20 protein-coding genes are annotated in these 20,508 nt (G+C 73.5%); 13 read left to right on the forward strand and 7 right to left on the reverse strand.

The window, feature by feature from the left end; genetic code table 11:
- The first annotated feature begins 108 nt into the window (after positions 1-108).
- Complete coding sequence (locus tag IRY44_RS26900; protein ID WP_194803037.1) at positions 109-1,830, forward strand: DEAD/DEAH box helicase; 1,722 nt, start codon at positions 109-111, stop codon at positions 1,828-1,830.
- A 99-nt stretch (positions 1,831-1,929) separates the two neighbouring features.
- Here IRY44_RS26900 and IRY44_RS26905 read toward each other — a convergent pair whose 3' ends face one another.
- Positions 1,930-2,163, reverse strand: a complete 234-nt coding sequence (locus tag IRY44_RS26905; RefSeq protein WP_013284786.1) for a hypothetical protein — start codon at positions 2,161-2,163, stop codon at positions 1,930-1,932.
- Positions 2,164-2,407: 244 nt separating this feature from the next.
- Positions 2,408-4,009, reverse strand: coding sequence for an RNA polymerase sigma factor (locus IRY44_RS26910; RefSeq protein ID WP_194802998.1), 1,602 nt, complete (start codon positions 4,007-4,009; stop codon positions 2,408-2,410).
- 286 nt (positions 4,010-4,295) lie between these two features.
- Here IRY44_RS26910 and IRY44_RS26915 point away from each other — a divergent pair, with 286 nt between their 5' ends.
- Entirely contained in the window at positions 4,296-5,117 is an 822-nt protein-coding gene (locus IRY44_RS26915; RefSeq protein ID WP_194802999.1) for an inositol monophosphatase family protein, read from the forward strand.
- 71 nt (positions 5,118-5,188) lie between these two features.
- Here IRY44_RS26915 and IRY44_RS26920 read toward each other — a convergent pair whose 3' ends face one another.
- A complete protein-coding gene (locus IRY44_RS26920) occupies positions 5,189-5,704 on the reverse strand; it encodes a LytR C-terminal domain-containing protein (protein WP_194803038.1) in 516 nt (171 codons plus the stop codon).
- A gap of 438 nt (positions 5,705-6,142) precedes the next feature.
- On the opposite strand from IRY44_RS26920, the gene IRY44_RS26925 reads away from it, so the two are divergent.
- Complete coding sequence (locus IRY44_RS26925) at positions 6,143-6,439, forward strand: DUF4193 domain-containing protein (RefSeq protein ID WP_013284790.1); 297 nt, start codon at positions 6,143-6,145, stop codon at positions 6,437-6,439.
- Between the two features lie 216 nt (positions 6,440-6,655).
- Complete coding sequence (locus IRY44_RS26930) at positions 6,656-7,384, forward strand: hypothetical protein (RefSeq protein ID WP_194803039.1); 729 nt, start codon at positions 6,656-6,658, stop codon at positions 7,382-7,384.
- 51 nt (positions 7,385-7,435) lie between these two features.
- Here the strand turns inward: IRY44_RS26930 and IRY44_RS26935 are convergent, their stop codons facing one another.
- A complete protein-coding gene (locus tag IRY44_RS26935) occupies positions 7,436-7,927 on the reverse strand; it encodes a DUF3093 domain-containing protein (protein WP_194803000.1) in 492 nt (163 codons plus the stop codon).
- An 85-nt stretch (positions 7,928-8,012) separates the two neighbouring features.
- On the opposite strand from IRY44_RS26935, the gene dut reads away from it, so the two are divergent.
- From dut to IRY44_RS26955, 4 genes are all read left to right on the forward strand, one after another.
- Complete coding sequence (dut, locus tag IRY44_RS26940; protein WP_181726802.1) at positions 8,013-8,510, forward strand: dUTP diphosphatase; 498 nt, start codon at positions 8,013-8,015, stop codon at positions 8,508-8,510.
- Positions 8,511-8,535: 25 nt separating this feature from the next.
- Positions 8,536-9,156 (forward strand): DUF3710 domain-containing protein, encoded by a 621-nt coding sequence (locus tag IRY44_RS26945; RefSeq protein WP_194803001.1) that lies wholly within the window; start codon positions 8,536-8,538, stop codon positions 9,154-9,156.
- A 172-nt stretch (positions 9,157-9,328) separates the two neighbouring features.
- Positions 9,329-9,709, forward strand: coding sequence for an OB-fold nucleic acid binding domain-containing protein (locus IRY44_RS26950; protein WP_013284795.1), 381 nt, complete (start codon positions 9,329-9,331; stop codon positions 9,707-9,709).
- The gene (locus IRY44_RS26955; RefSeq protein WP_194803002.1) at positions 9,706-10,386 is read left to right on the forward strand and encodes a DUF3159 domain-containing protein; all 681 of its coding nucleotides are present in this window, start codon (positions 9,706-9,708) and stop codon (positions 10,384-10,386) included. The genes IRY44_RS26950 and IRY44_RS26955 overlap by 4 nt, the downstream gene beginning before the upstream one ends.
- Positions 10,387-10,393: 7 nt before the next feature.
- On the opposite strand, the gene IRY44_RS26960 is transcribed toward IRY44_RS26955, so the two are convergent.
- Positions 10,394-11,083, reverse strand: a complete 690-nt coding sequence (locus tag IRY44_RS26960; protein WP_194803003.1) for a TrkA family potassium uptake protein — start codon at positions 11,081-11,083, stop codon at positions 10,394-10,396.
- A 3-nt stretch (positions 11,084-11,086) separates the two neighbouring features.
- The gene (locus IRY44_RS26965; protein ID WP_194803004.1) at positions 11,087-11,752 is read right to left on the reverse strand and encodes a TrkA family potassium uptake protein; all 666 of its coding nucleotides are present in this window, start codon (positions 11,750-11,752) and stop codon (positions 11,087-11,089) included.
- 152 nt (positions 11,753-11,904) lie between these two features.
- Here IRY44_RS26965 and IRY44_RS26970 point away from each other — a divergent pair, with 152 nt between their 5' ends.
- The 5 genes from IRY44_RS26970 (at position 11,905) to IRY44_RS26990 (ending at position 19,026) form a co-directional block, all read left to right on the forward strand.
- Positions 11,905-13,965, forward strand: a complete 2,061-nt coding sequence (locus IRY44_RS26970; RefSeq protein ID WP_194803005.1) for an APC family permease — start codon at positions 11,905-11,907, stop codon at positions 13,963-13,965.
- Entirely contained in the window at positions 13,962-15,221 is a 1,260-nt protein-coding gene (locus tag IRY44_RS26975) for a class I SAM-dependent RNA methyltransferase (RefSeq protein ID WP_269696353.1), read from the forward strand. The genes IRY44_RS26970 and IRY44_RS26975 overlap by 4 nt, the downstream gene beginning before the upstream one ends.
- 9 nt (positions 15,222-15,230) lie before the next feature.
- Positions 15,231-16,397 (forward strand): anhydro-N-acetylmuramic acid kinase, encoded by a 1,167-nt coding sequence (locus tag IRY44_RS26980; RefSeq protein ID WP_194803006.1) that lies wholly within the window; start codon positions 15,231-15,233, stop codon positions 16,395-16,397.
- Between the two features lie 58 nt (positions 16,398-16,455).
- Positions 16,456-18,399, forward strand: a complete 1,944-nt coding sequence (gene dxs, locus IRY44_RS26985; protein ID WP_194803007.1) for a 1-deoxy-D-xylulose-5-phosphate synthase — start codon at positions 16,456-16,458, stop codon at positions 18,397-18,399.
- Positions 18,400-18,519: 120 nt separating this feature from the next.
- Complete coding sequence (locus IRY44_RS26990) at positions 18,520-19,026, forward strand: N-acetyltransferase family protein (protein ID WP_370585022.1); 507 nt, start codon at positions 18,520-18,522, stop codon at positions 19,024-19,026.
- 94 nt (positions 19,027-19,120) lie between these two features.
- Here the strand turns inward: IRY44_RS26990 and IRY44_RS26995 are convergent, their stop codons facing one another.
- Entirely contained in the window at positions 19,121-20,311 is a 1,191-nt protein-coding gene (locus IRY44_RS26995; protein WP_194803008.1) for a hypothetical protein, read from the reverse strand.
- Positions 20,312-20,508 lie beyond the last annotated feature (197 nt).

Genomic DNA, 20,508 nt, shown 5'->3' on the forward strand with positions numbered 1-20,508 from the left:
CTTCGCGGCACCGGATGCGCGAGGGCGTTTTCATGGGCGGCGGCTCCCGTGGCCCCGGTCGGGCCCGCCGCCGTCCGCGGCGGAGAGGAGCTACGCGTGCCACCGCGGATGCCGGCGCTCGACACGTTCCCGCCCCTGCGCGCGTGGCAACGCAAGGCGCTCGTGGAATACCTGCGCCGCCGGACCGAGGACTTCACCGCGGTCGCCACGCCCGGCGCCGGTAAGACCACGTTCGCGCTGCGCATCGCCGCCGAGCTGCTCGCCGACGGCACCGTCGAGGCGGTCACCGTGGTCGCGCCGACCGAGCACCTGAAGACCCAGTGGGCGCAGGCCGCCGCCCGGGTCGGCATCCAGCTCGACGCCGCGTTCCGCAACGCCGACCTGCACTCCGCCGCCGACTTCCACGGCGCGGTGGTCACCTACGCCCAGGTGGGCATGGCGCCGCAGGTGCACCGCCGGCGCACCATGACCCGCCGCACGCTCGTCATCCTGGACGAGATCCACCACGCCGGCGACTCGCGTACCTGGGGCGACGGTGTGAAGGCGGCGTTCGAGCCCGCGGTACGCCGGCTGATGCTCACCGGTACGCCGTTCCGCTCCGACGACAACCCGATCCCGTTCGTCAGCTACGAGCGCGGCGGCGACGGGCTGCTGCGCTCCCGTGCCGACTCGGTCTACGGCTACTCCGACGCGCTGCGCGAGGGTGTGGTCCGGCCGGTGCTGTTCCTGGCGTACTCGGGGGAGACCCGCTGGCGCACGAACGCCGGTGAGGAACTGGCCGCCCGCCTCGGCGAGCCGATGACGCAGGACCTGATCGCCCAGGCGTGGCGTACCGCGCTGGACCCGGCCGGCGACTGGATGCCGCAGGTGCTGCGCGCCGCCGACGCCCGGCTGAGCGTGCTGCGCGCCAACGGCATGCCTGATGCGGGCGGCCTGGTCATCGCCAGCGACCAGCAGGTGGCCCGCTCGTACGCGAAGCTGCTGGAGCAGGTGACCGGTGAGAAGGCCGCCGTGGTGCTCTCGGACGACCAGGGCGCGTCCGCGCGGATCGCGACGTTCGCCGCCTCCCGGCAGCGGTGGCTGGTCGCGGTGCGGATGGTCTCCGAGGGCGTCGACATCCCCCGGCTCGCCGTCGGCGTGTACGCGACGAGTGCCAGCACCCCGCTGTACTTCGCGCAGGCGATCGGCCGGTTCGTCCGGGCCCGCCGTTCCGGCGAGACCGCGTCGGTCTTCCTGCCCAGCGTGCCGCACCTGCTCGGGCTCGCCAGCGAGATGGAGGCCGAGCGGGACCACGTGCTCGGCAAGCCGAAGGACCGCGAGGGTTTCGACGACGACCTGCTGGAGCGCGCCCAGCGCGACGACGGCGCCAGCGGGGAGCTGGAGAAGCGTTTCGCGGCGCTCTCCGCGACCGCCGAGCTGGACCAGGTGATCTTCGACGGCGCCTCGTTCGGCACCGCCGCCCAGGCCGGCACGCCCGAGGAGGAGGAATACCTCGGTCTGCCCGGTCTGCTCACCGCCGACCAGGTCTCGCTGCTGCTGACCAAGCGGCAGGCCGAGCAACTCGCCGCGCAGAAGCGCCGGGCCGCCCAGCGGACCGCTGAGCCGGCCGCTGCGGTCCCGGCGGCGGCGCCCCCACCGATGAGTGCCGCCCAGCGCCGGGTGGCGTTACGGCGGCAACTGAACGCCCTGGTGGCCGCGCGGCACCACCACACCGGCCAGCCGCACGGCAAGATCCACGCCGAGCTGCGCCGGATCTGCGGCGGCCCGCCCAGCGCGCAGGCCACGATCGAGCAGCTCGAGGAGCGCATCGCCACCGTGCAGACCCTCTGACGGGTCGGCCGGGACGACCGGGCACGAAAAACCGGCCGGAGGCTCCCCTTGCGGGTGCCTCCGGCCGGTCATGTCGGGTTGTGGACTTGTTGTCGGACCTCAGTTCGCCATCAGATCGGCGCCTCGCCAGCTGAACTCCGGGTCCGACGCGTAGCGCACGGTGATCTTGACGAGATCCTCCGCGTACTTGTTCGCGTGGTGCCCACAGAACACCAGCTCGCTCCCACCCGCCAGAGTGATGCGGAGCTTGCCGGCAGCATTGCAGCGGTCGCACCGTTCATCGGCGGCCGGGGGGCTCACCGTCTCGGGCGGCGGCGTGAGGGTCGGGGTCATCGCCTTCCTCCTCTGGTCGTCACCGATGAACACTCTCTTCGGTTGCTCACCTATCGTGCAACACCCATCTCGGGCCCTGCCTTCCCTGTGTGCCCGCGGGGGACCGAGGTCACACCTGGCGTGGAGGACAGTGTGCCGTGCACCAAGGGTGCCACGTCAACGATCACAAACAGGCAACCGAACGATCACCAAAGAGTGTTCTACGGCTGGTGATCAAACCGGCACGATTTGTTGACGTGCGCGGTCAGTCCAGGTAGTCGCGGAGCACCTGGGAACGCGAGGGGTGCCGCAACTTGGACATGGTCTTGGATTCGATCTGCCGGATGCGTTCCCGGGTCACGCCGTACACCTGGCCGATCTCGTCCAGAGTGCGCGGCTGGCCGTCGGTGAGGCCGAAACGCAGGCGCACCACGCCCGCCTCACGCTCGGACAGCGTCTGCAGGACCTGCTGGAGCTGGTCCTGCAGCAGCGAGAACGACACCGCGTCGACGGCGACGACCGCCTCGGAGTCCTCGATGAAGTCGCCGAGCTGGCTGTCACCCTCGTCGCCGATGGTCTGGTCGAGCGAGATGGGCTCCCGGGCGTACTGCTGGATCTCCAGCACCTTCTCCGGTGTGATGTCCATCTCCTTGGCCAGCTCCTCCGGGGTGGGCTCGCGGCCCAGGTCCTGGAGCAGCTCACGCTGGATGCGGCCGAGCTTGTTGATCACCTCGACCATGTGCACCGGGATGCGGATGGTGCGGGCCTGGTCGGCCATGGCGCGGGTGATGGCCTGGCGGATCCACCAGGTGGCGTAGGTGGAGAACTTGTAGCCCTTGGTGTAGTCGAACTTCTCGACGGCGCGGATGAGGCCGAGGTTGCCCTCCTGGATGAGGTCGAGGAAGGCCATGCCGCGACCGGTGTAGCGCTTGGCCAGGGAGACCACCAGGCGGAGGTTGGCCTCCAGCAGGTGGTTCTTGGCGCGCTCGCCGTCCCGGGAGATCCACATCAGGTCGCGCTGGAGATCGCGGACCAGCTTCTCCTCGCCCTCGTCGGCGGCGCGCAGCCGCTCGGCGGCGTAGAGGCCGGCCTCGATCCGCTTGGCCAGCTCGACCTCCTGCTCGGCGTTGAGCAGCGGCACCTTGCCGATCTGCTTCAGGTACGCCCGCACGGAGTCGGCGGAGGCGGTCAGCTCGGCGTCCCGGCGCGCCTGCTTGAGCGCCTCGGACTCCTCGTCGTCCCACTCGAAGTCGTTGTCGGTGGCGGAGCTGGCCGCGTCGGCCTCGGCGGCCTGGGTCAGCTCGGCCGGCTCCTCGACCACCACGTCCTCGATCGCGGCAGCCAGTTCCTCCGGGTCGATCTCACCGTCGGGGCCCTCGGCCTTGCCACCGGCCTTGGCCGGCTTGGCCGCGGCGGTCTTCGCCGCCACCGTGGCCTTGGTGGCGCGGGTCGCCTTGGTGGCCTTCGCCGGGGCCGCGGCCTTCGCCACGTCGGCGGTGGTGGCCTTGCGCGCGGTCGCCTTCCGGGGGGCCGGTGCGGGCGACTCCTCGGCGGCCGGAGCCTGCTTCGGGGCGGGCGCGGCGGCCTTCTTGGTGGTCTTGGCGGTGGTCGCGCGGGAGGCCGGGGTGGCGGACCGGGCGGCGGCGACGCGGCGGCGGGTGCTCGCCGAGCCGTCCACCACCACCGTCACGCCCGCCTCGGAGAGTGCGCGGAGGATCTTCTTGGCCTGGGCCGGGGTCACCTCAGCGGACTCGACGGTGCGCGCGAGCTGGGCCGACGTGAGCTGGCCGCCGGCGCTCTGCGCGTGGGCGATCAGGGTGTCGGTGAGCGAGCGAACGTCGGCGCCGGTCTGGCGGGGATCTGTCACGAAGACCTTCCGGAGGCGAAAGAGCGAGCACGGCCGGGTCGTCCGGCGCAGCATGGGACGGCCGCGCCGGGCGAGTCGTTGAGGACCCCCGTGTCCCGGCCCGTCCGGTCGCTGGCGGTCCGTGGCGCGTGGGCAGGGTGAATTGTAACGCCGTCTGCCGCGATCATCCCGCGCCGCACGGCGGACCCGCGGTCCGGGACCGCAGATTCGGCGCAGATGTGGACTTTGTAAGGATGATACCCGCGCGCGAGACGGCCGGTCCCGATCGTGCGGGAAGGGGAGAAACATGATCACCTCGACGCCCACGGCGCGGGAGTTGCTCACGATCGCTGTCGACGTGGCCCGGGAGGCCGCCGCCACCGCGTACCGGATGCGGGTCGAGGGTGTCTCGGTGGCCGCGACCAAGAGCACGGTGACCGACGTGGTCACCGCCGCCGACCGGGCGGTGGAGCGGCAGGTGGTCGCCGCGCTGCGGCAGCGGCGGCCCGGCGACGCGGTGCTGGGCGAGGAGTACGGCGCGGGGGAGACCGGCCCGGCCGGCGACGACGGCGTGCGCTGGATCCTCGACCCGATCGACGGAACCGTGAACTACCTGTACGGGCTGCCCTACTGCGCCGTCTCGCTGGCCGCCGAGGTGGCCGGTGAGGTGGTCGCCGGGGTGGTTCGCAACGTCGTCACCGGCGAGGAGTGGACCGCGACGCTCGGCGGCGGCGCGTGGCGCGACGGTCAGCGGCTGCAGGGTTCCACCGCGACCGATCTCGGGCAGGCGCTCGTCGCCACCGGGTTCGGCTACGACGCCGGCCGCCGGGCGCACCAGGCGCGGGTGGTGACCGAGCTGATCCCGCACATCCGGGACATCCGCCGGATGGGCGCCGCCGCGCTCGATCTCTGCCTGGCCGCCGAGGGGCGGGTGGACGCGTACTACGAGAAGGGGCTGGCCGACTGGGACCTGGCCGCCGGCGGGCTGGTCGCCCGGGAGGCCGGGCTGCTGGTGACCGGCCTGTCCGGCCGCCCGGCCGGACCGGACATGGTGCTCGCGGCACCGCCGGCGCTGCACGGGCCGCTGCACGACCGGCTGGCCGACCTGGACGCCTCCGGCGGGCCGTGACCGGCACCAGGCACGCGACGGGGCGGCCTCCCCCGCAGGGAGACCGCCCCGCGTCGCCGGGCCGCCGTCGGCTACTTCTCGATCGGCATCGGGCAGGTCTCGGGCGGCGCCTGCGGCGCGCCCAGGTCGCCGAGCGACTGGTTGACCTCGGTGGTGGTGGCGAGCTGCTGGAACTGGTTGCCCAGGACCACGTCGACCACGTCGTCCTTGCGGTTCGCGTCGAAGTCCTGGTTGGCCTCGTTCAGGAAGTACGCGCGCAGCAGGTGCGCCGAGCCGACGGCCTTGGGCCCGAACCGCAACTGGGCCACGCCGTCGAACGCCTTCTTCTCGTTGCCGACCTTCTTGACCTGGAACTTGCGGTTGCGGAAGTCGTCCGCGACGCTGCCGGCCCGGCCGGCCTCGTCGGTGGCGTTGTAGACGTTGATCTTGACGTCCTTCTGCTCCCGCAGCCGCAGGTCGACCAGCGGCCAGCCGTCCGGGCAGGCGGCCGCCGTACCGGCTGTGCCCTGGCTGTCCTTCAGCACGGCGACGACCACGACGACCAGGGCGACAGCCGCCAGCAGTCCGACGACAACGAGTGCTCGCACTCGCGCAAAACTCATCCTGGGCGCTCCCCGGACAGTGATTGGGTGGTGGCGGGCGACGCGGCCGGGCCGCGACCGGTCGGCCGTCAGTACGCCGCTGAGGTTAACGCTTGTCCGGCTCAGGCGTGGAAACAGTCCGACATACCGGCGCGCCGGGCGGTGAACCGGTAGGACTACCCCTATCTTCGTGTCGCCTGAGTCACATTGGGAACAACTTCGGGCGCAGAGGCGTACATCTCTCCCGCGAGGGCGGTATACATGCCTCGCCCACAGGGGGGGTAAGGTTCCGCGCTCACCGGGGGCATTTCGCACCGGCGGGCCCGGCCCACCGCTCGTCGGGTCGGGTGCCCGACAGAGATGGTGGCCGGTCAGGGGAACCGAAACGGCGTCGTCCGGCGTTACAACCGGCAGCGACAATATCGATATTGGAGAGTGAAACCGATGGCCACCGACTACGACGCCCCGCGTCGCGACGAGGTCGACCTCGGCGAGGACAGCCTGGAAGAGCTCAAGGCCCGGCGGGTCGACTCACAGTCGGGCGCCGTGGACGTCGACGAGGCCGAGGTGGCCGAGAGCTTCGAGCTGCCCGGCGCCGATCTGGCCGACGAGGAGCTCACGGTCAAGGTCCTCCCGATGCAGCAGGACGAGTTCCGGTGCGCCCGCTGCTTCCTGGTCCACCACCGCAGCCAGCTGGCGGTCGAGCGCAACGGCGACCTGATCTGCCGCGAGTGCGTCTGATCCCGACCGGGGACACCAGCGGCGGCCTCCTCGACGGGGCCGCCGCTGTTCGAGCCGCCGCCGTGCGCGCGTGGCCGGGAGCTGCTTGACTCGTACGGGCGGCTGCCACGCCGCGCGGAGCAGGAGGGCGGACGGGTGAGCGAGCGCAGCGAACAAGTCGGCCCGGACACGCCCGGCCCGGAGGTACCCGGCCCGGACAGCCCGGACACCGAGGAGCTGGGCGCCACCGTCGCCGCCCTGACCGCCGACGACATCGCGCCCGCCCGCCGGCGGCAGCTGCTCACCCGGCTGGTCGGACAGGCACGCGCCCGCGGGATCAGCGACCTGTTCAAGCCCCGTGCCGCGGTGCGCTGGATGACCGACACGGTCGCCGAGGTCGCACCGCACGTGCCGATCCGTGACCTCGCCACGCTGCGGCGGCACTTCCCCGGCCTGGACGACGAGGCGCTCGCCGACCGGCTGGTCCGCAACGCGTCCCGCGCCACCGCCGGGGTCGGCGCCGCGGGCGGCGGGGTCGCCGCCGTCGAGTGGGCGGTGACGCCCACCCTGCTCTCCGCACCCGTGCTGCTGGCCGCCGAGACGGTGGCAGTGGTGGCGATCGAGCTGAAGCTGATCGGCGAGCTGCACGAGGTCCACCGGGTGGCGCTGCCGGCCGGCGGCACCGGCCGTGCCGTGGCGCTCGTGCAGTCCTGGGCCACCCAGCGGGGGATCAACCCGATGATGCCCGGTGTCGGGGTCAGCGCGGTGCTCGGCACCGCCGCCCGCCGCGAACTACGCGACAGCCTGATGCGCCGTTTCGGGCGCAACCTCACCACGCTCGGGCCGTTCCTGACCGGCGCCGCCGTGGCCGGCTACCTCAACCGCCGGGCCACCCGCGCGCTCGGCGAGCAGCTGCGCAAGGACCTGCGGCGGACCGCGCGGGCCCTGCCGGACAAGCCGTCCTGACCGGCGGCGCCGAGCCTCGGCGGCAGCGCCGGGCCGGGCCGCGAAGGACCGTCAGGCCGCGTCGCGGGCGGCCAGCAGGGCGGTCGCCAGCTGGACCGGATGCCGGGTGCTGACCACCCAGAACGGAGTCGGGTCGGCCGGGTCGTCCAGCACCACCTGCACCGCACCGCCGATCCACGGCCGCTGCACCACGAAGGCCAGCGGGTCGGAGCCGACACCGAGCACCTCGCGCCGGCCGGCCGCGTCCAGCGGCACCACATCCGCGACGTACCGCACCGGCAGGTGGGCGTCGTCCACCCGCAGCTCGCCGTCACGCACCTCGACCCGGATCCGGCCCAGCCACCACAGGCCGGCCACGGCGGCGGGGATCAGCAGGACGAACGGCAGCCAGGCGCGTACCCCGGTCGCGCCCATCCACAGCTCGACCGCGAGCAGGACGGCCGCGGCCAGCCCGGCCGGCCAGGCCCACCAGGGCAGCCCGAGGCGCTCCGCGTACGGCGCGGCGGTGGCCGTCGGGGCGGCCGGAGATGACGACTGACGCACACAGACGAGGGTACGGCGCGCAGGCGGCCCGGCAACCGGCAGGATGGCAGGGGCACCCCGCAGGACCGGACGGAAGAGGATGACCGTGACAGATGTCGTACCCGTGCCCGTGCGGCTGCTCGACCCGGAGCTGCCACTGCCGGCGTACGCCCATCCCGGCGACGCCGGGGCGGACCTGGTGGCCGCCGCAGACGTCGAGCTGCCCCCCGGCGGCCGGGCCCTGGTCCCCACCGGCGTGGCGGTGGCGCTGCCGGACGGCTACGTCGGGCTGGTGCACCCCCGATCCGGACTCGCGGCCAGACTCGGCGTGACGGTGCTCAACGCGCCCGGTACGGTCGACGCCGGCTACCGGGGTGAGATCCTGGTCAACCTGATCAACCACGACCGGGACACACCGGCCAGGATCAGCCGGGGTGACCGCATCGCGCAGCTCGTGGTCCAGCGGGTCGCCCGGGCCGAGTTCCGGCCGGTGGCCGAGCTGCCCGGGTCCCGGCGTGGCACGGGCGGGCACGGATCCACCGGCGGGCACGCCGGGTTGGTCCCGGCGCCGTCCGGCGGGCAGAGCGAAGAGGTGGCAGGGTGAGTGTGAACAGCGGAGGGTGGGCGCAGTGATCTTCTCCCGGAAGCGGGCCGACGAGGCGCGTGACAATGGGGTCCTCGACGCCGAGGAGACCCCGTCGGCGCCGGACCGCGGCCCGTACGACGTCAGCGAGGCGCCGGACGCGCCTCGCCTCGACCTGGGCAGCCTGCAGATCCCGGCGGTGCCGGACGTCGAGGTGCGGGTCCAGGCCGACCCGCAGGGCGTGATCCAGCAGGTCGTGCTCGTGCACGGGCAGAACGCGCTCCAGCTCGGCGTCTTCGCCGCGCCCCGGTCCGAGGGCATCTGGGACGAGGTGCGCGAGGAGATCCGCCAGTCGCTCGTGAACGACGGCGCGACCGCCCGGGAGGTCGAGGGCGAGCACGGGCCCGAGCTGCGCGCCCGCGTGGGTACCCCGGACGGGCCGACCGACCTGCGGTTCGTCGGCATCGACGGCCCGCGCTGGATGGTGCGTGGCGTCTTCCAGGGCGCGGCCGCCACCGACCCGGCCGCGGCCGGCCCGCTCGCGGCCTGCCTGGACGGCCTGGTCGTCGACCGCGGGCAGGAGGCCAAGCCGGTGCGCGAGCCGCTGCCGCTGCGGCTGCCCCGCGAGGTCGCCGAGCAGCAGGCCGCCGACCAGCAGGAGGTCTGAGCCACACGTGCCCGGGCCCGGCGCCGATCGGCGCCGGGCCCGCGCCGTGTCCGGTTCGCCGGCGGCGGTACGCGCGACACGCCGCTCCCGCCGGCGGGCCACACCGGCGTACGCTGGCGGGACGGTTCCGCCGCCCGCGGGGCCCCGCTGTGGAGAGGGTGACGCGGAGGTCATGACGACCGACGAGAGCCGGGGGTCGCTGCGGCGGCTCCTGCACCGGCTCACCGCGAGCGAGGCCGAGATCGAGGCGCAGGAGCTGCGCCGGGAGAGCGCCGAGTCCGGCGGCACGCCCGCCCACCAGTGCAACAGGGGTCAGGTGGTGTCGGTGGCCGGAAGGCTGCGTACCGTCGTCTACACGCCCCGCACGAACCTGCCCACGCTGGAGGCCGACCTCTACGACGGCAACGACGTGGTGACGCTGGTCTGGCTGGGCCGCCGGCACATCGCCGGGATCGAGCCGGGCCGGCACCTGACCGCGCGCGGCCGGGTGGCGGTGCGTGACGACCGCAAGGTGATCTACAACCCGTACTACGAGCTGGAGTCGCCGAAGTGACGACCGGACAGCAGCACACCCCGTCGGGCCTCGGCCCGCAGGACGAGGAGCGGCTGCCCAGCCTCGCCGAGCAGATGGCCGACCAGCTCGGCGGATGGCGCGGGCTGGTCGAGTCGAGCATCCCGGTGGTGGTCTTCGTGATCGCCAACGTGATCGGCGAGCTGCGCCCCGCGGTGTACGCCTCGGTGGCGGTGGCGCTGCTGATCGCCGGGCTGCGGCTGGCCCAGCGCAAGCCGGTGCGGCACGCCGTCAACGGGCTGTTCGGCGTCGGCATCGGCGCGTTGCTGGCGCTGCGCACCGGCGACGAGCGCGACTTCTACCTGCCGGGCATCCTCTACGGCATCGGGTACGGCCTGGCGCTGCTGCTGTCGGCCGCGATCCGGCAGCCGTTGGTCGGCTGGATCTGGTCGGTGCTGGTGGCCAAGGGCCGCTCCGAGTGGCGCGACGACCCCAAGCTGGTCCGCACCTTCACCCAGCTCACCGTGCTCTGGGGCGTGGTCTGGCTGGCCAAGGTCGGCGTACAGGCCGGGCTCTACCTGGCCCACCAGGACACCGCGCTCGGCGTGGCCCGGCTCGCCCTGGGCTACCCGCCGTACGCGCTGCTGCTGCTGATCACGGTGTGGGTGGTGCGCCGGGTCACCCGGGAGACCGCGCCCACCCCGCTACCCGGCTCCTGAGGCCGCCTCAGGCGCGGTCGCGGTGCCGGTCCGCGCTGGCCGGGCCGAGGATGACCGTCCGCACGTCGTCCTCCACCGCGGTGGTGCAGACGAACACCAGCTCGTCGCCGGCCTCGATCGGGTCGTCCGGGGTGGGCACCAGCACCCGCTTGCCGCGCACGATCGCCACCAGCGCCGCGTCCCGGGGGATCGGCACCGCGTGGATCGGCTGCCCCACGTAGGGCGCTGTCGGCGGCAACGTGATCTCGACCAGGTTCGCCTCGCCCTGGCGGAACGTCATCAGCCGGACCAGGTCGCCGACGGTGACCGCCTCCTCGACCAGCGCCGCCATCACCCGCGGCTTGCTCACCGCGACGTCCACGCCCCACTGCTCGGTGAACAGCCACTCGTTCTCCGCCCGGTTGACCCGGGCGACCACGCGGGGCACCGCGAACTCGGTCTTGGCCAGCAGCGACACCACCAGGTTGACCTTGTCGTCGCCGGTGGCGGCCACCACCACGTCGCACCCGGCCACGTCGGCCTCCTCCAGGCTGGCCAGCTCGCACGCGTCGGCGAGCACCCAGTCGGCGGCCGGCACCCGGTCGGGCCGCAGCATCTTCGGCTGCCGCTCGATCAGCATCACCTGGTGGCCGTTGTCGATCAGCTCCTGGGCGATCGAGCGGCCGACGTTGCCGGCGCCGGCGATGGCGATCCGCATGGCTCAGTGCCCCCCTTCCGGCGGCGCCGCCGCCACCGACGTGACCGGGCCGTTGATGTCGTCGGTCACCAGCATGTAGACCTGGTCGCCCTCCTGGATCACCGTGGAGGTGGTGGGCAGGGTGCCGATCCCGAACCGGTTCAGGTAGGCCACCCGGGCGCCGACGGCCTGCTCCAGCTGCCGCAGCGGCCGGCCGATCCAGTCCTTGTGCACCGGAACCTCGATGATCGAGACGGTGCTCGTCGGGTCGCGGAAGATCTCCACGTTGCCCTCGGGGACCAGGTGGCGCAGCATCCGGTCGGCGGTCCACCGGACGGTCGCCACGGTCGGGATGCCGAGCCGCTCGTAGACCTGGGCGCGGCGCTGGTCGTAGATGCGGGCGGCGACCCGGGACACGCCGAACGTCTCCCGCGCCAGCCGGGCCGAGATGATGTTGGAGTTGTCGCCGCTGGACACCGCCGCGAACGCGTCGGCCCGCTCGATGCCGGCCTGGCGCAGCACCTCGCCGTCGAAGCCCGCACCGGTGACCGTGATGCCGGCGAAGTCCGGCCCGAGACGGCGGAACGCGTCCGCGTCCTGGTCGATCACCGCCACCGAGTGCCCACGCGACTCCAGGCTGTGGGCCAGGGTCGACCCGACCCGGCCGCAGCCCATGATCACCACATGCACGGTGTCCGCTCCTCCCACGGCGCCGCCCGCCGACCCTGCGAGCCTGCCACGTCCTCCCACGGGACGGGGGACCGAACCGTACCGCGCGGCCGCACGCGGGGGAGATCGACCACCCCCGCGCCCCGGACCCGGTGGTCGTACGCTTGGCGGTTGTGGCCCGACCCACCTCGCTGCTGAAGCGACTCCTCCTCGGTCGACCGTTCCGGTCCGACCGCCTCCAGCACACCCTGCTGCCGAAGCGCATCGCGCTGCCGGTCTTCGCCTCGGATGCGCTCTCCAGCGTGGCGTACGCCCCGGACGAGATCCTCCTGACGCTGTCCATCGCCGGTGCCTCGGCGTTCTTCTTCTCGCCGTGGGTGGCGCTCGCGGTCGTCGTGGTCATGCTGACCGTGGTGGCGAGCTACCGGCAGAACGTGCACGCCTACCCCTCCGGCGGCGGCGACTACGAGGTGGCGACGGTCAACCTCGGTCCCAAGGCCGGCCTGGCGGTGGCGAGCGCGCTGCTCGTCGACTACGTGCTCACCGTCGCCGTCTCGGTCTCCTCCGGCGTGGCGAACCTCGGCTCGGTGGTGCCGTTCGTGGCGACCCACAAGGTGCTCATCGCGGTCAGCGCGGTGGTGCTGCTCACCGCGATCAACCTGCGCGGCCTGCGCGAGTCCGGCACCGCCTTCGCCATCCCCACGTACGGCTTCGTGATCGTCATCGGCGGCATGCTGCTGACCGGCCTGGTCCGCATCTTCGTGCTCGGCGACGACCTGCGCGCGCCGAGCGCCGGCCTGGAGATCCAGGCCGAGCACAGCGTCACCGGGTTCGCGCTGGTGTTCCTGCTGCTGCGCACGTTCTCCTCCGGCTGCGCCGCGCTCACCGGCGTGGAGGCGATCTCCAACGGCGTACCGGCGTTCAAGAGCCCGAAGTCGAAGAACGCGGCGACCACGCTGCTGCTGCTCGGCGGCATCGCGGTGGCGATGCTGGTCGGCATCATCTGGCTGGCCCGCCTCACCGGCCTGCAGTTCGTCGAGGACCCGGGCAGGCAGATCGTCTCCGGCCCGGACGGGTACGTGCAGAAGACGGTCACCACCCAGCTCGGCGAGACCGTGTTCGGCGGCGGCTCGGTGCTGCTCTACGTGGTCGCCGGGATGACCGCGCTGATCCTGTTCCTGGCCGCCAACACCGCCTTCAACGGCTTCCCGGTGCTCGGCTCGATCCTCGCGCAGGACCGCTACCTGCCCCGCCAGCTGCACACCCGCGGCGACCGGCTGGCGTTCTCCAACGGCATCCTCTTCCTGGCCGTCTTCGCGATCGTGCTGATCGTCGGTTTCCAGGCCGAGGTGACGAAGCTCATCCAGCTCTACATCGTCGGGGTGTTCGTCTCGTTCACGCTCTCCCAGGCCGGCATGATCCGGCACTGGAACCGGCACCTGCGCCGCGAGCGCGACCCGGAGGCGCGCCGGCGGATGGTCCGCTCCCGGGCGATCAACACGTTCGGCATGGTCATGACCGGCGTCGTGCTGATCATCGTGCTGGCCACGAAGTTCCTGCTCGGGGCGTGGATCGCGATCGTCGCGATGGCCGTGATGTACGTGGTGATGCTCGGCATCCGCCGGCACTACGACCGGATCGCCGAGGAACTGGAACCGACCGAGCAGCGCGGCGTCCTGCCGGCCCGCAACCACGCCATCGTGCTGGTCAGCAAGCTGCACAAGCCGACGCTGCGGGCCGTCGCGTACGCCCGGGCCACCCGGCCGGACACGCTCACCGCCGTCACCGTGAACGTGGACGAGCAGGACACCCGCGATCTCCAGGCCGACTGGGAGCGCCGCGAGCTGCCGGTGCCGCTCACCGTGATCGACTCCCCGTACCGGGAGATCACCCGCCCGATCCTCAACTTCGTCGCGTCGGTGCGCCGGGAGTCGCCGCGCGACGTGGTCACCGTCTTCATCCCCGAGTACGTGGTGGGCCGCTGGTGGGAGAACCTTCTGCACAACCAGAGCGCGCTGCGGCTCAAGGGGCGGCTGCTGTTCGAGCCGGGCGTGATGGTGACCAGCGTGCCGTGGCAGCTCGCGTCCACCGCCAGCAAGAACCTGGACCGGCTGGACGCCACGTTGAGCCGGGGACCGGCGCGCGGCCCCCGGGTGGCACCGCAGAGCACGCTGCCGCCGCCGGTGGCGTCCACGCCGTCCGCGCCCTCCGCCGAACGGGAGGAGCGATCGTGAGCGCCGACGAGCGTCCCGTTCCTGTGCCGACGGCGCAGCGGCCCGGGCTGGAGGAGGCCGAGCGGGTCGAGCTGACAGTCGACGCGGTCGCGCCGGGCGGGCACTGCGTGGCCCGCGTCGGCGGGCAGGTGGTCTTCGTCCGGCACGCGCTGCCCGGCGAGCGGGTGGTCGCCGAGGTGACCGAGCTGCACCGGGGCTTCGCCCGCGCCGACGCGGTGGAGATCCTGGACGCCGCACCGGACCGGGTCACCCCGCCGTGCCCGTACGCCCGGCCGGGCCGGTGCGGCGGCTGCGACCTCCAGCACGTCGCCCCGGCCGCCCAGCTCGACTGGAAGCTCGCAGTGGTGCGTGAGCAGCTCACCCGGCTGGGGGGACTCACCGCGGAGCAGATCGACGCGCTCGGCGTCCACGTCGAGGCGCTGCCCGGCGGGCCGCTGGGCTGGCGCTCCCGGGTCCGCTACGCGGTCGACGCGGCCGGCCGGGCCGGGCTGCTCAAGCACCGCTCGCACGAGGTGGTGCCGATCGACAGGTGCCTGATCGCACACCCGGCGATCCAGGACCTGCCGGTGCTACCGCCCACCGGTGCCCGCTGGCCCGACGCCGACGCGGTGGAGACGGTCGCCAGCACCGGCGGGGACGTCGCCGTGGTCGCGTACACCGATGGGGTTCCGACGGCGGTGAGCGGGCCGGAGCGGGTCCGGGAGACGGCGGCCGGGCGGTCCTTCACGCTGCCCGCCTCCGGGTTCTGGCAGGTGCACCCGGCCGCGGCGGACGCGCTGACCGGCGCGGTCCTCGACCTGCTCGACCCGCGGCCCGGTGAGACGGCCTGGGACCTGTACGGCGGGGCCGGCCTGTTCGCCGCCGCGCTCGCCGAACGGGTCGACGGGGCCCGAGTGACGCTCGTCGAGTCGGCGCCGGACGGGGTGGCCGCGGCCCGGCAGAACCTGGCCGACCTGCGCGCCGTCGAGGTGGTCGCCGCGCGGGTGGAGGCGGCGCTGTCCCGGCGCCGGATCACCGGACCGGTCGACCTCGTGGTGCTCGACCCGCCGCGCTCCGGCGCGGGCGCGCCGGTGGTCCGTGCGGTGGCGGGCGCCGGGCCGCGCGCTGTCGCCTACGTGGCCTGCGACCCGGCCGCGTTCGCCCGGGACGTGCGCACGTTCGCCCAGGAGGGCTGGCGGCTGGCCGCGCTGCGCGGCTTCGACCTGTTCCCGATGACCCAGCACGTGGAGCTGGTGGGCCTGTTCCTGCCTGGCTAGCCTGACCCGATGAAGATCGTCGGGCTGATGTCGGGCACCTCCTACGACGGGGTGGACGTGGTGGCCGCCGAGTTCACCGCCGACGGCGACACGCTGCGGCTGCGCCCGCTCGGGCACCGCGAGCTGGCGTACCCGGACGACCTGCGGGCCGAGATCGCCGCGCTGCTGCCCCCGGCGGCCACCACGATCGAGGCGGTCTGCCGGCTGGACAACCGGCTCGGCGAGGTGTTCGCCGAGGCGGCCGCGGCCGGCGTCGAGCTGGCCGGGGGCACCGCCGACGCGGTCGTGTCGCCCGGGCAGACGGTCTTCCACTGGGTCGAGGACGGCCGGGTGCGCGGCACGCTCCAGCTCGGCGCGCCGGCCCGGGTGGCCGCCCGGGTGGGCGTACCGGTGCTGCACGACCTGCGCTCGGCGGACGTCGCCGCAGGCGGCCAGGGCGCGCCGCTGGTCCCGGCGTTCGACGCGCTGCTGCTCGACCCGGCCGCTGGTGCTGCACCCCGCGCCGCGTTGAACCTCGGCGGGATCGCGAACCTGACGGTGGTCGCGCCCGGCGCCCCCGTCCTCGGGTACGACGTGGGCCCGGCCAACGCGCTGCTGGACGCCGCCGCCCGGCGTTTCCTGGACCGGCCGTGCGACGCCGACGGCGCCCGCGCCGCTGCCGGGCGGGTGCACGAGGCGCTGCTGGCCCGGCTGCTCGCCGAGCCGTACTACGCCGCGCCGCCGCCCAAGTCGACCGGTAAGGAGCTGTTCCACGGTGGCTACCTGGACGCCGCGCTGACCGGGCTGGGCGAGCCGGTGGCCGCCGACGACGTGCTGGCCACGCTCACCGAGCTGACCGCCCGCACGGTGGCCGACGCCTGCGACCGGCACCGGGTCACCGAGGTGGTGGCCGCCGGCGGGGGAGTGCGCAATCCCACACTCCGGGCACGGCTGGCCGCCCTGGGTGCGGGACGCTGGCGGCTGCGCACCACCGACGAGCTGGGCGTACCGGCCCAGGCCAAGGAGGCGTACGCGTTCGCGCTGCTGGGCTGGCTGTCCTGGCACGGGCTGCCGGGCGCGGTGCCCTCGGTGACCGGGGCGTCCCGGGCCGCCGTGCTCGGCTCCTGGACCCCGGCGGGCCCGTCCGTCACAGCGCCCCGCCCACCCGCGCCCCGGCGGCTGGTGGTCGACGCCTGACCTGGGTCGATGCACGGCCGGGCTGCGGACTGTTCCGCGGCCGATAGACTCTCCGGTCATGAGTGTTGAAGAGGGCACGGCCAACCACGGTCGGCTGCTGGGCACCGTCCGCGGCCCGCAGGACGTGAAGCGGATGACCGCCGAGCAGCTGGACATCCTCGCCGCCGAGATCCGTGACTTCCTGATCGCCAAGGTCTCCCGCACCGGCGGCCACGTCGGCCCCAACCTCGGTGTGGTCGAGCTGACCCTGGCGATGCACCGGGTCTTCGACTCCCCGCGTGACCGGCTCCTCTTCGACACCGGCCACCAGGCGTACGTGCACAAGATCCTCACCGGCCGGCAGGAGGGCTTCGACAAGCTCCGCCAGCGTGGTGGCCTCTCCGGCTACCCCAGCCAGGCGGAGAGCGAGCACGACCTGATCGAGAACTCGCACGCCTCGACCGCCCTGTCGTACGCCGACGGCCTCGCGAAGGCGTACGCGCTGCGCGGCGAGAAGCGCTCGGTGGTCGCCGTGGTCGGCGACGGCGCGCTCACCGGCGGCATGTGCTGGGAGGCGTTGAACAACATCGCGACCGCCGGCAACCCGCTGGTGATCGTCGTCAACGACAACGGCCGGTCCTACTCGCCGACCATCGGCGGCCTCGCCGACCACCTGTCGTCGCTGCGGCTCAACCCCGGCTACGAGAAGGTGCTCGACACGGTCAAGGACGCGCTGGGCAACACGCCGTTCGTCGGCAAGCCGATGTACGAGGTGCTGCATGCGGTCAAGAAGGGCATCAAGGACGCGGTCGCCCCGCAGGCCATGTTCGAGGACCTCGGCATCAAGTACGTCGGCCCGGTCGACGGCCACGACGTGCCGGCGGTCGAGGCGGCACTGCGCGCCGCGAAGAACTTCGGCGGCCCGGTGATCGTGCACGCGGTCACCCGCAAGGGCTACGGCTACCGCCCCGCCGAGGACGACGAGGCCGACTGCCTGCACGGCCCCGGCGCGTTCGACGCCGAGACCGGCAAGCTGCTCGCCGTGCCGTCGGTGAAGTGGACGAACGTCTTCGCCGACGAGCTGGTCGCGATCGCCGACGAGCGCCCCGACGTGGTCGGCATCACCGCCGCCATGGCCGAGCCCACCGGCATCGCCACGCTCGCCCGCAAGTACCCGGAGCGGGTGTACGACGTGGGCATCGCCGAGCAGCACGCCGCCACCTCCGCCGCCGGCCTGGCGATGGGCGGGCTGCACCCGGTCGTGGCGGTCTACGCCACGTTCCTCAACCGCGCGTTCGACCAGGTCCTGCTGGACGTGGCCATGCACAAGCTGCCCGTCACGTTCGTGCTGGACCGGGCCGGCATCACCGGCCCGGATGGGCCCAGCCACTACGGCATCTGGGACATGTCGGTCTTCGGTGTGGTGCCCGGCCTGCGGATCGCCGCGCCCCGCGACTCGGCCACGCTGCGCGAGGAGCTGCGCGAGGCGGTCGCCGTGGACGACGGCCCGACCATCCTGCGCTTCCCGACCGGCACCGTCGCCGCCGACCTGCCGGCGGTACGCCGGGTCGGCCCGGTCGACGTGCTGGCCGAGTCGGCGCGTACCGACGTACTGCTGGTAGCGGTCGGCTCGTTCGCCGGCCTCGGCGTCGAGGTCGCCGCCCGGGTCGCCGAGCAGGGCTACGGCGTGACTGTGGTCGACCCGCGCTGGGTGCGCCCGGTGCCGGCCGAACTGGTCGAGCTGGCGTCCGCGCACCGGCTCGTGGTCACCGTGGAGGACGGCGTACGCATCGGTGGCGTCGGTTCCGCGCTCGCCCAGGCGATGCGCGACGCCGACGTCCGCGTACCGGTCAAGGACATGGGCGTACCGGCCGACTGGCACCCGCACGGCACCCGCGCGCAGATCCTGGCCGATCTGCGGCTGACCGCGCAGGACGTGGCGCGCGACGTCACCGGCTGGATCTCCGGCCTGGACGCCGCCCCGGTGGACCCGGCCACGAACGGAGCCCGAGCCCAGAGCTGAGCCACCGCCCCGCCTGACTCGTCGATCTTGCACTTGCGGCCCTCCTGATGTCGGTTTCGCCCGATAAAGGAGGGCCGCAACCGCAAGATCGCGGGGTGTCTGGGGTCGAGGGAGGGTGTTGTGGAGATTCGCGAGGCTGGGTTGGGGGATCTCTCGGGGATCGTCGGGCTGCACAGCCGGGCGCGGGTGGCCTACTACGGGGCCGGTGGGCTGCCGGTCGGGGAGATCCTCACTCCGGAGCTGGCCCGGGAGCAGCGGGAGGGCTGGGCGGCGGCGATCAGCTCGGCGCACAAGCGGGTGCGAGTCGCCATCGTGGACGGCGCCCTGGCCGGTGTGCTGGCCGTGGGGCCGCCGCACTCGTCCGACCTGGATCCGCGGACGACGGCGCAGCTCTACCAGATCCACGTCGACCCGCAGCGCTGGAGCCGAGGCGTGGGCAGTGCGCTGCACGCGCAGTTCGTGCGTCACCTGGCGGACGAGGGGCTGGTGCTGGGCGTGCTGGAGGTGTGGGAGCGCAACACCCGGGCTCGCGCGTTCTACACCCGCCACGGCTGGCGCCCCGACGGCACCTCCCGCCCCGGCCCAGCCGAGACCCCCTACCTGGGCATGCAACTCAGCCCCCGTTGACCCGGTGGGGTGATCATGAGGTTGGCGGTGGTTCGTGTCCGGTTTGTCGCGGTCAACTTCATGATCGACGGGGTGGGCCGACCACGGGGGCCGGTCAGGGGGTGGGGAGGGAGCGGTACCAGGTCTTCTCGGTGCCGGCCAGGCTGAACGTCTGCCTCTGGTCGGTGTGCTCCACCACCACCAGGCCGGGACGGTCCACCAGACGCGTCGTGCCGGGCGGGGCGGAGAACGAGGCGTCCCGGGTACGCCAGGACAGCACCGCCAGCGGCCGGCCCGGCATCGGCAGGTGGTACGCCTGAAGCGTGGTGGACCGGTCGGCGGGGGAGACCACCGGGGTGCCGCCGTCGGCGGGCCGGTAGACCACCGCCGTCATGGTCGCGCCCGGCGTCTCCCAGCTGAGCTGCTCCAACTCGCCCGGCTCCCCGTCACCGAGGGCCACCGAACCGAGCGAACGCGTCGCGATCTTCGCCATCGGCCAGGACTCCGGCGCGGAGCGGGGCGCCTCCCGGTCGCCGATGCGGCGCGGCACACTGCCGAACGGGCCCCGCTCACCGGCGAGCACACAGGTGTCCAGCCCGGTCAGCGCGCGCTTCCCGGCACCCGTCTCGTCGCGTACCAGGGGGTAGCGGGGCGCTTCGGTGGCCGTACCCAGGTCGAGGACGCGGTCCGCGGCCCGGCCGCGCGGCAGCGACGGCGTGGCCCGCAGCGTCGCGGTCAGTTCGACGGCCCGGCAGGCCGGTACGGCGACCGGGTCGCTGACGCCGTCGGTGCCGCCGAGCACCTTGCCGTCGGGGCCGGTCAGGCGTTCGACGCGGGCCGAGGTGAGGTAGCGGCGGCCGGACGGCTCCCGCACCGGCAGCACGTCGGAGTAGACCAGGTAGCCGGGGTCGGTGTACTCGGTGGCGTGGACGACCCGCCAGCGCTGCCCGTCCCGGTCGAGTTGCAGCAGCCACGAGGCGGCGTCACCGGGCACGTCGGCGGCGACCAGCGCGAGCGCCGACCCGGCGACCTGACCGGAGAAGAGGATGCCGGACGTGGGCACGTGCACCCGGTCGTCCACCGGGGAGCGCCAGTCGCGTACCGCTGTGGTGATCGCGGCGGTGGCCGCGGCGTCGCGGGCCAGGCTGCCGCGCGGCGGCCACACCGCGAGGGTGCCGTCCAGACTGTCGTAGCCGACCCGCAGGTCCGCCGGCCGCCGCTCGGCGACCGGTCCGCAACCGGCCGTGACCAGCAGCAGAGCTGCCAGTGCGATGCCCGTCGTAGCGCCTCGGCGGGCTGAAAGCACCCTGATCCCCTCGCCGGTCGTCGGTCGGAAGCCCACATGGTACGAGACGGCCGGTCACCCGGCCGCGCCCGGCTCACCCTTTCGGCCGATCGGCCACTGCGGAACGTGACGGGCGATTCGGGTACCAATATCCGGCTCCGGTAGACTCCGCCGACTGTGACGCCTGCCGAGACCCGCGGCGCCTCGACGCCGGACGC

Origin of the sequence: Micromonospora sp. ANENR4, from assembly GCF_015354395.1 — a bacterium.
GTDB classification, from domain to species: Bacteria; Actinomycetota; Actinomycetes; order Mycobacteriales; family Micromonosporaceae; genus Micromonospora; species Micromonospora aurantiaca.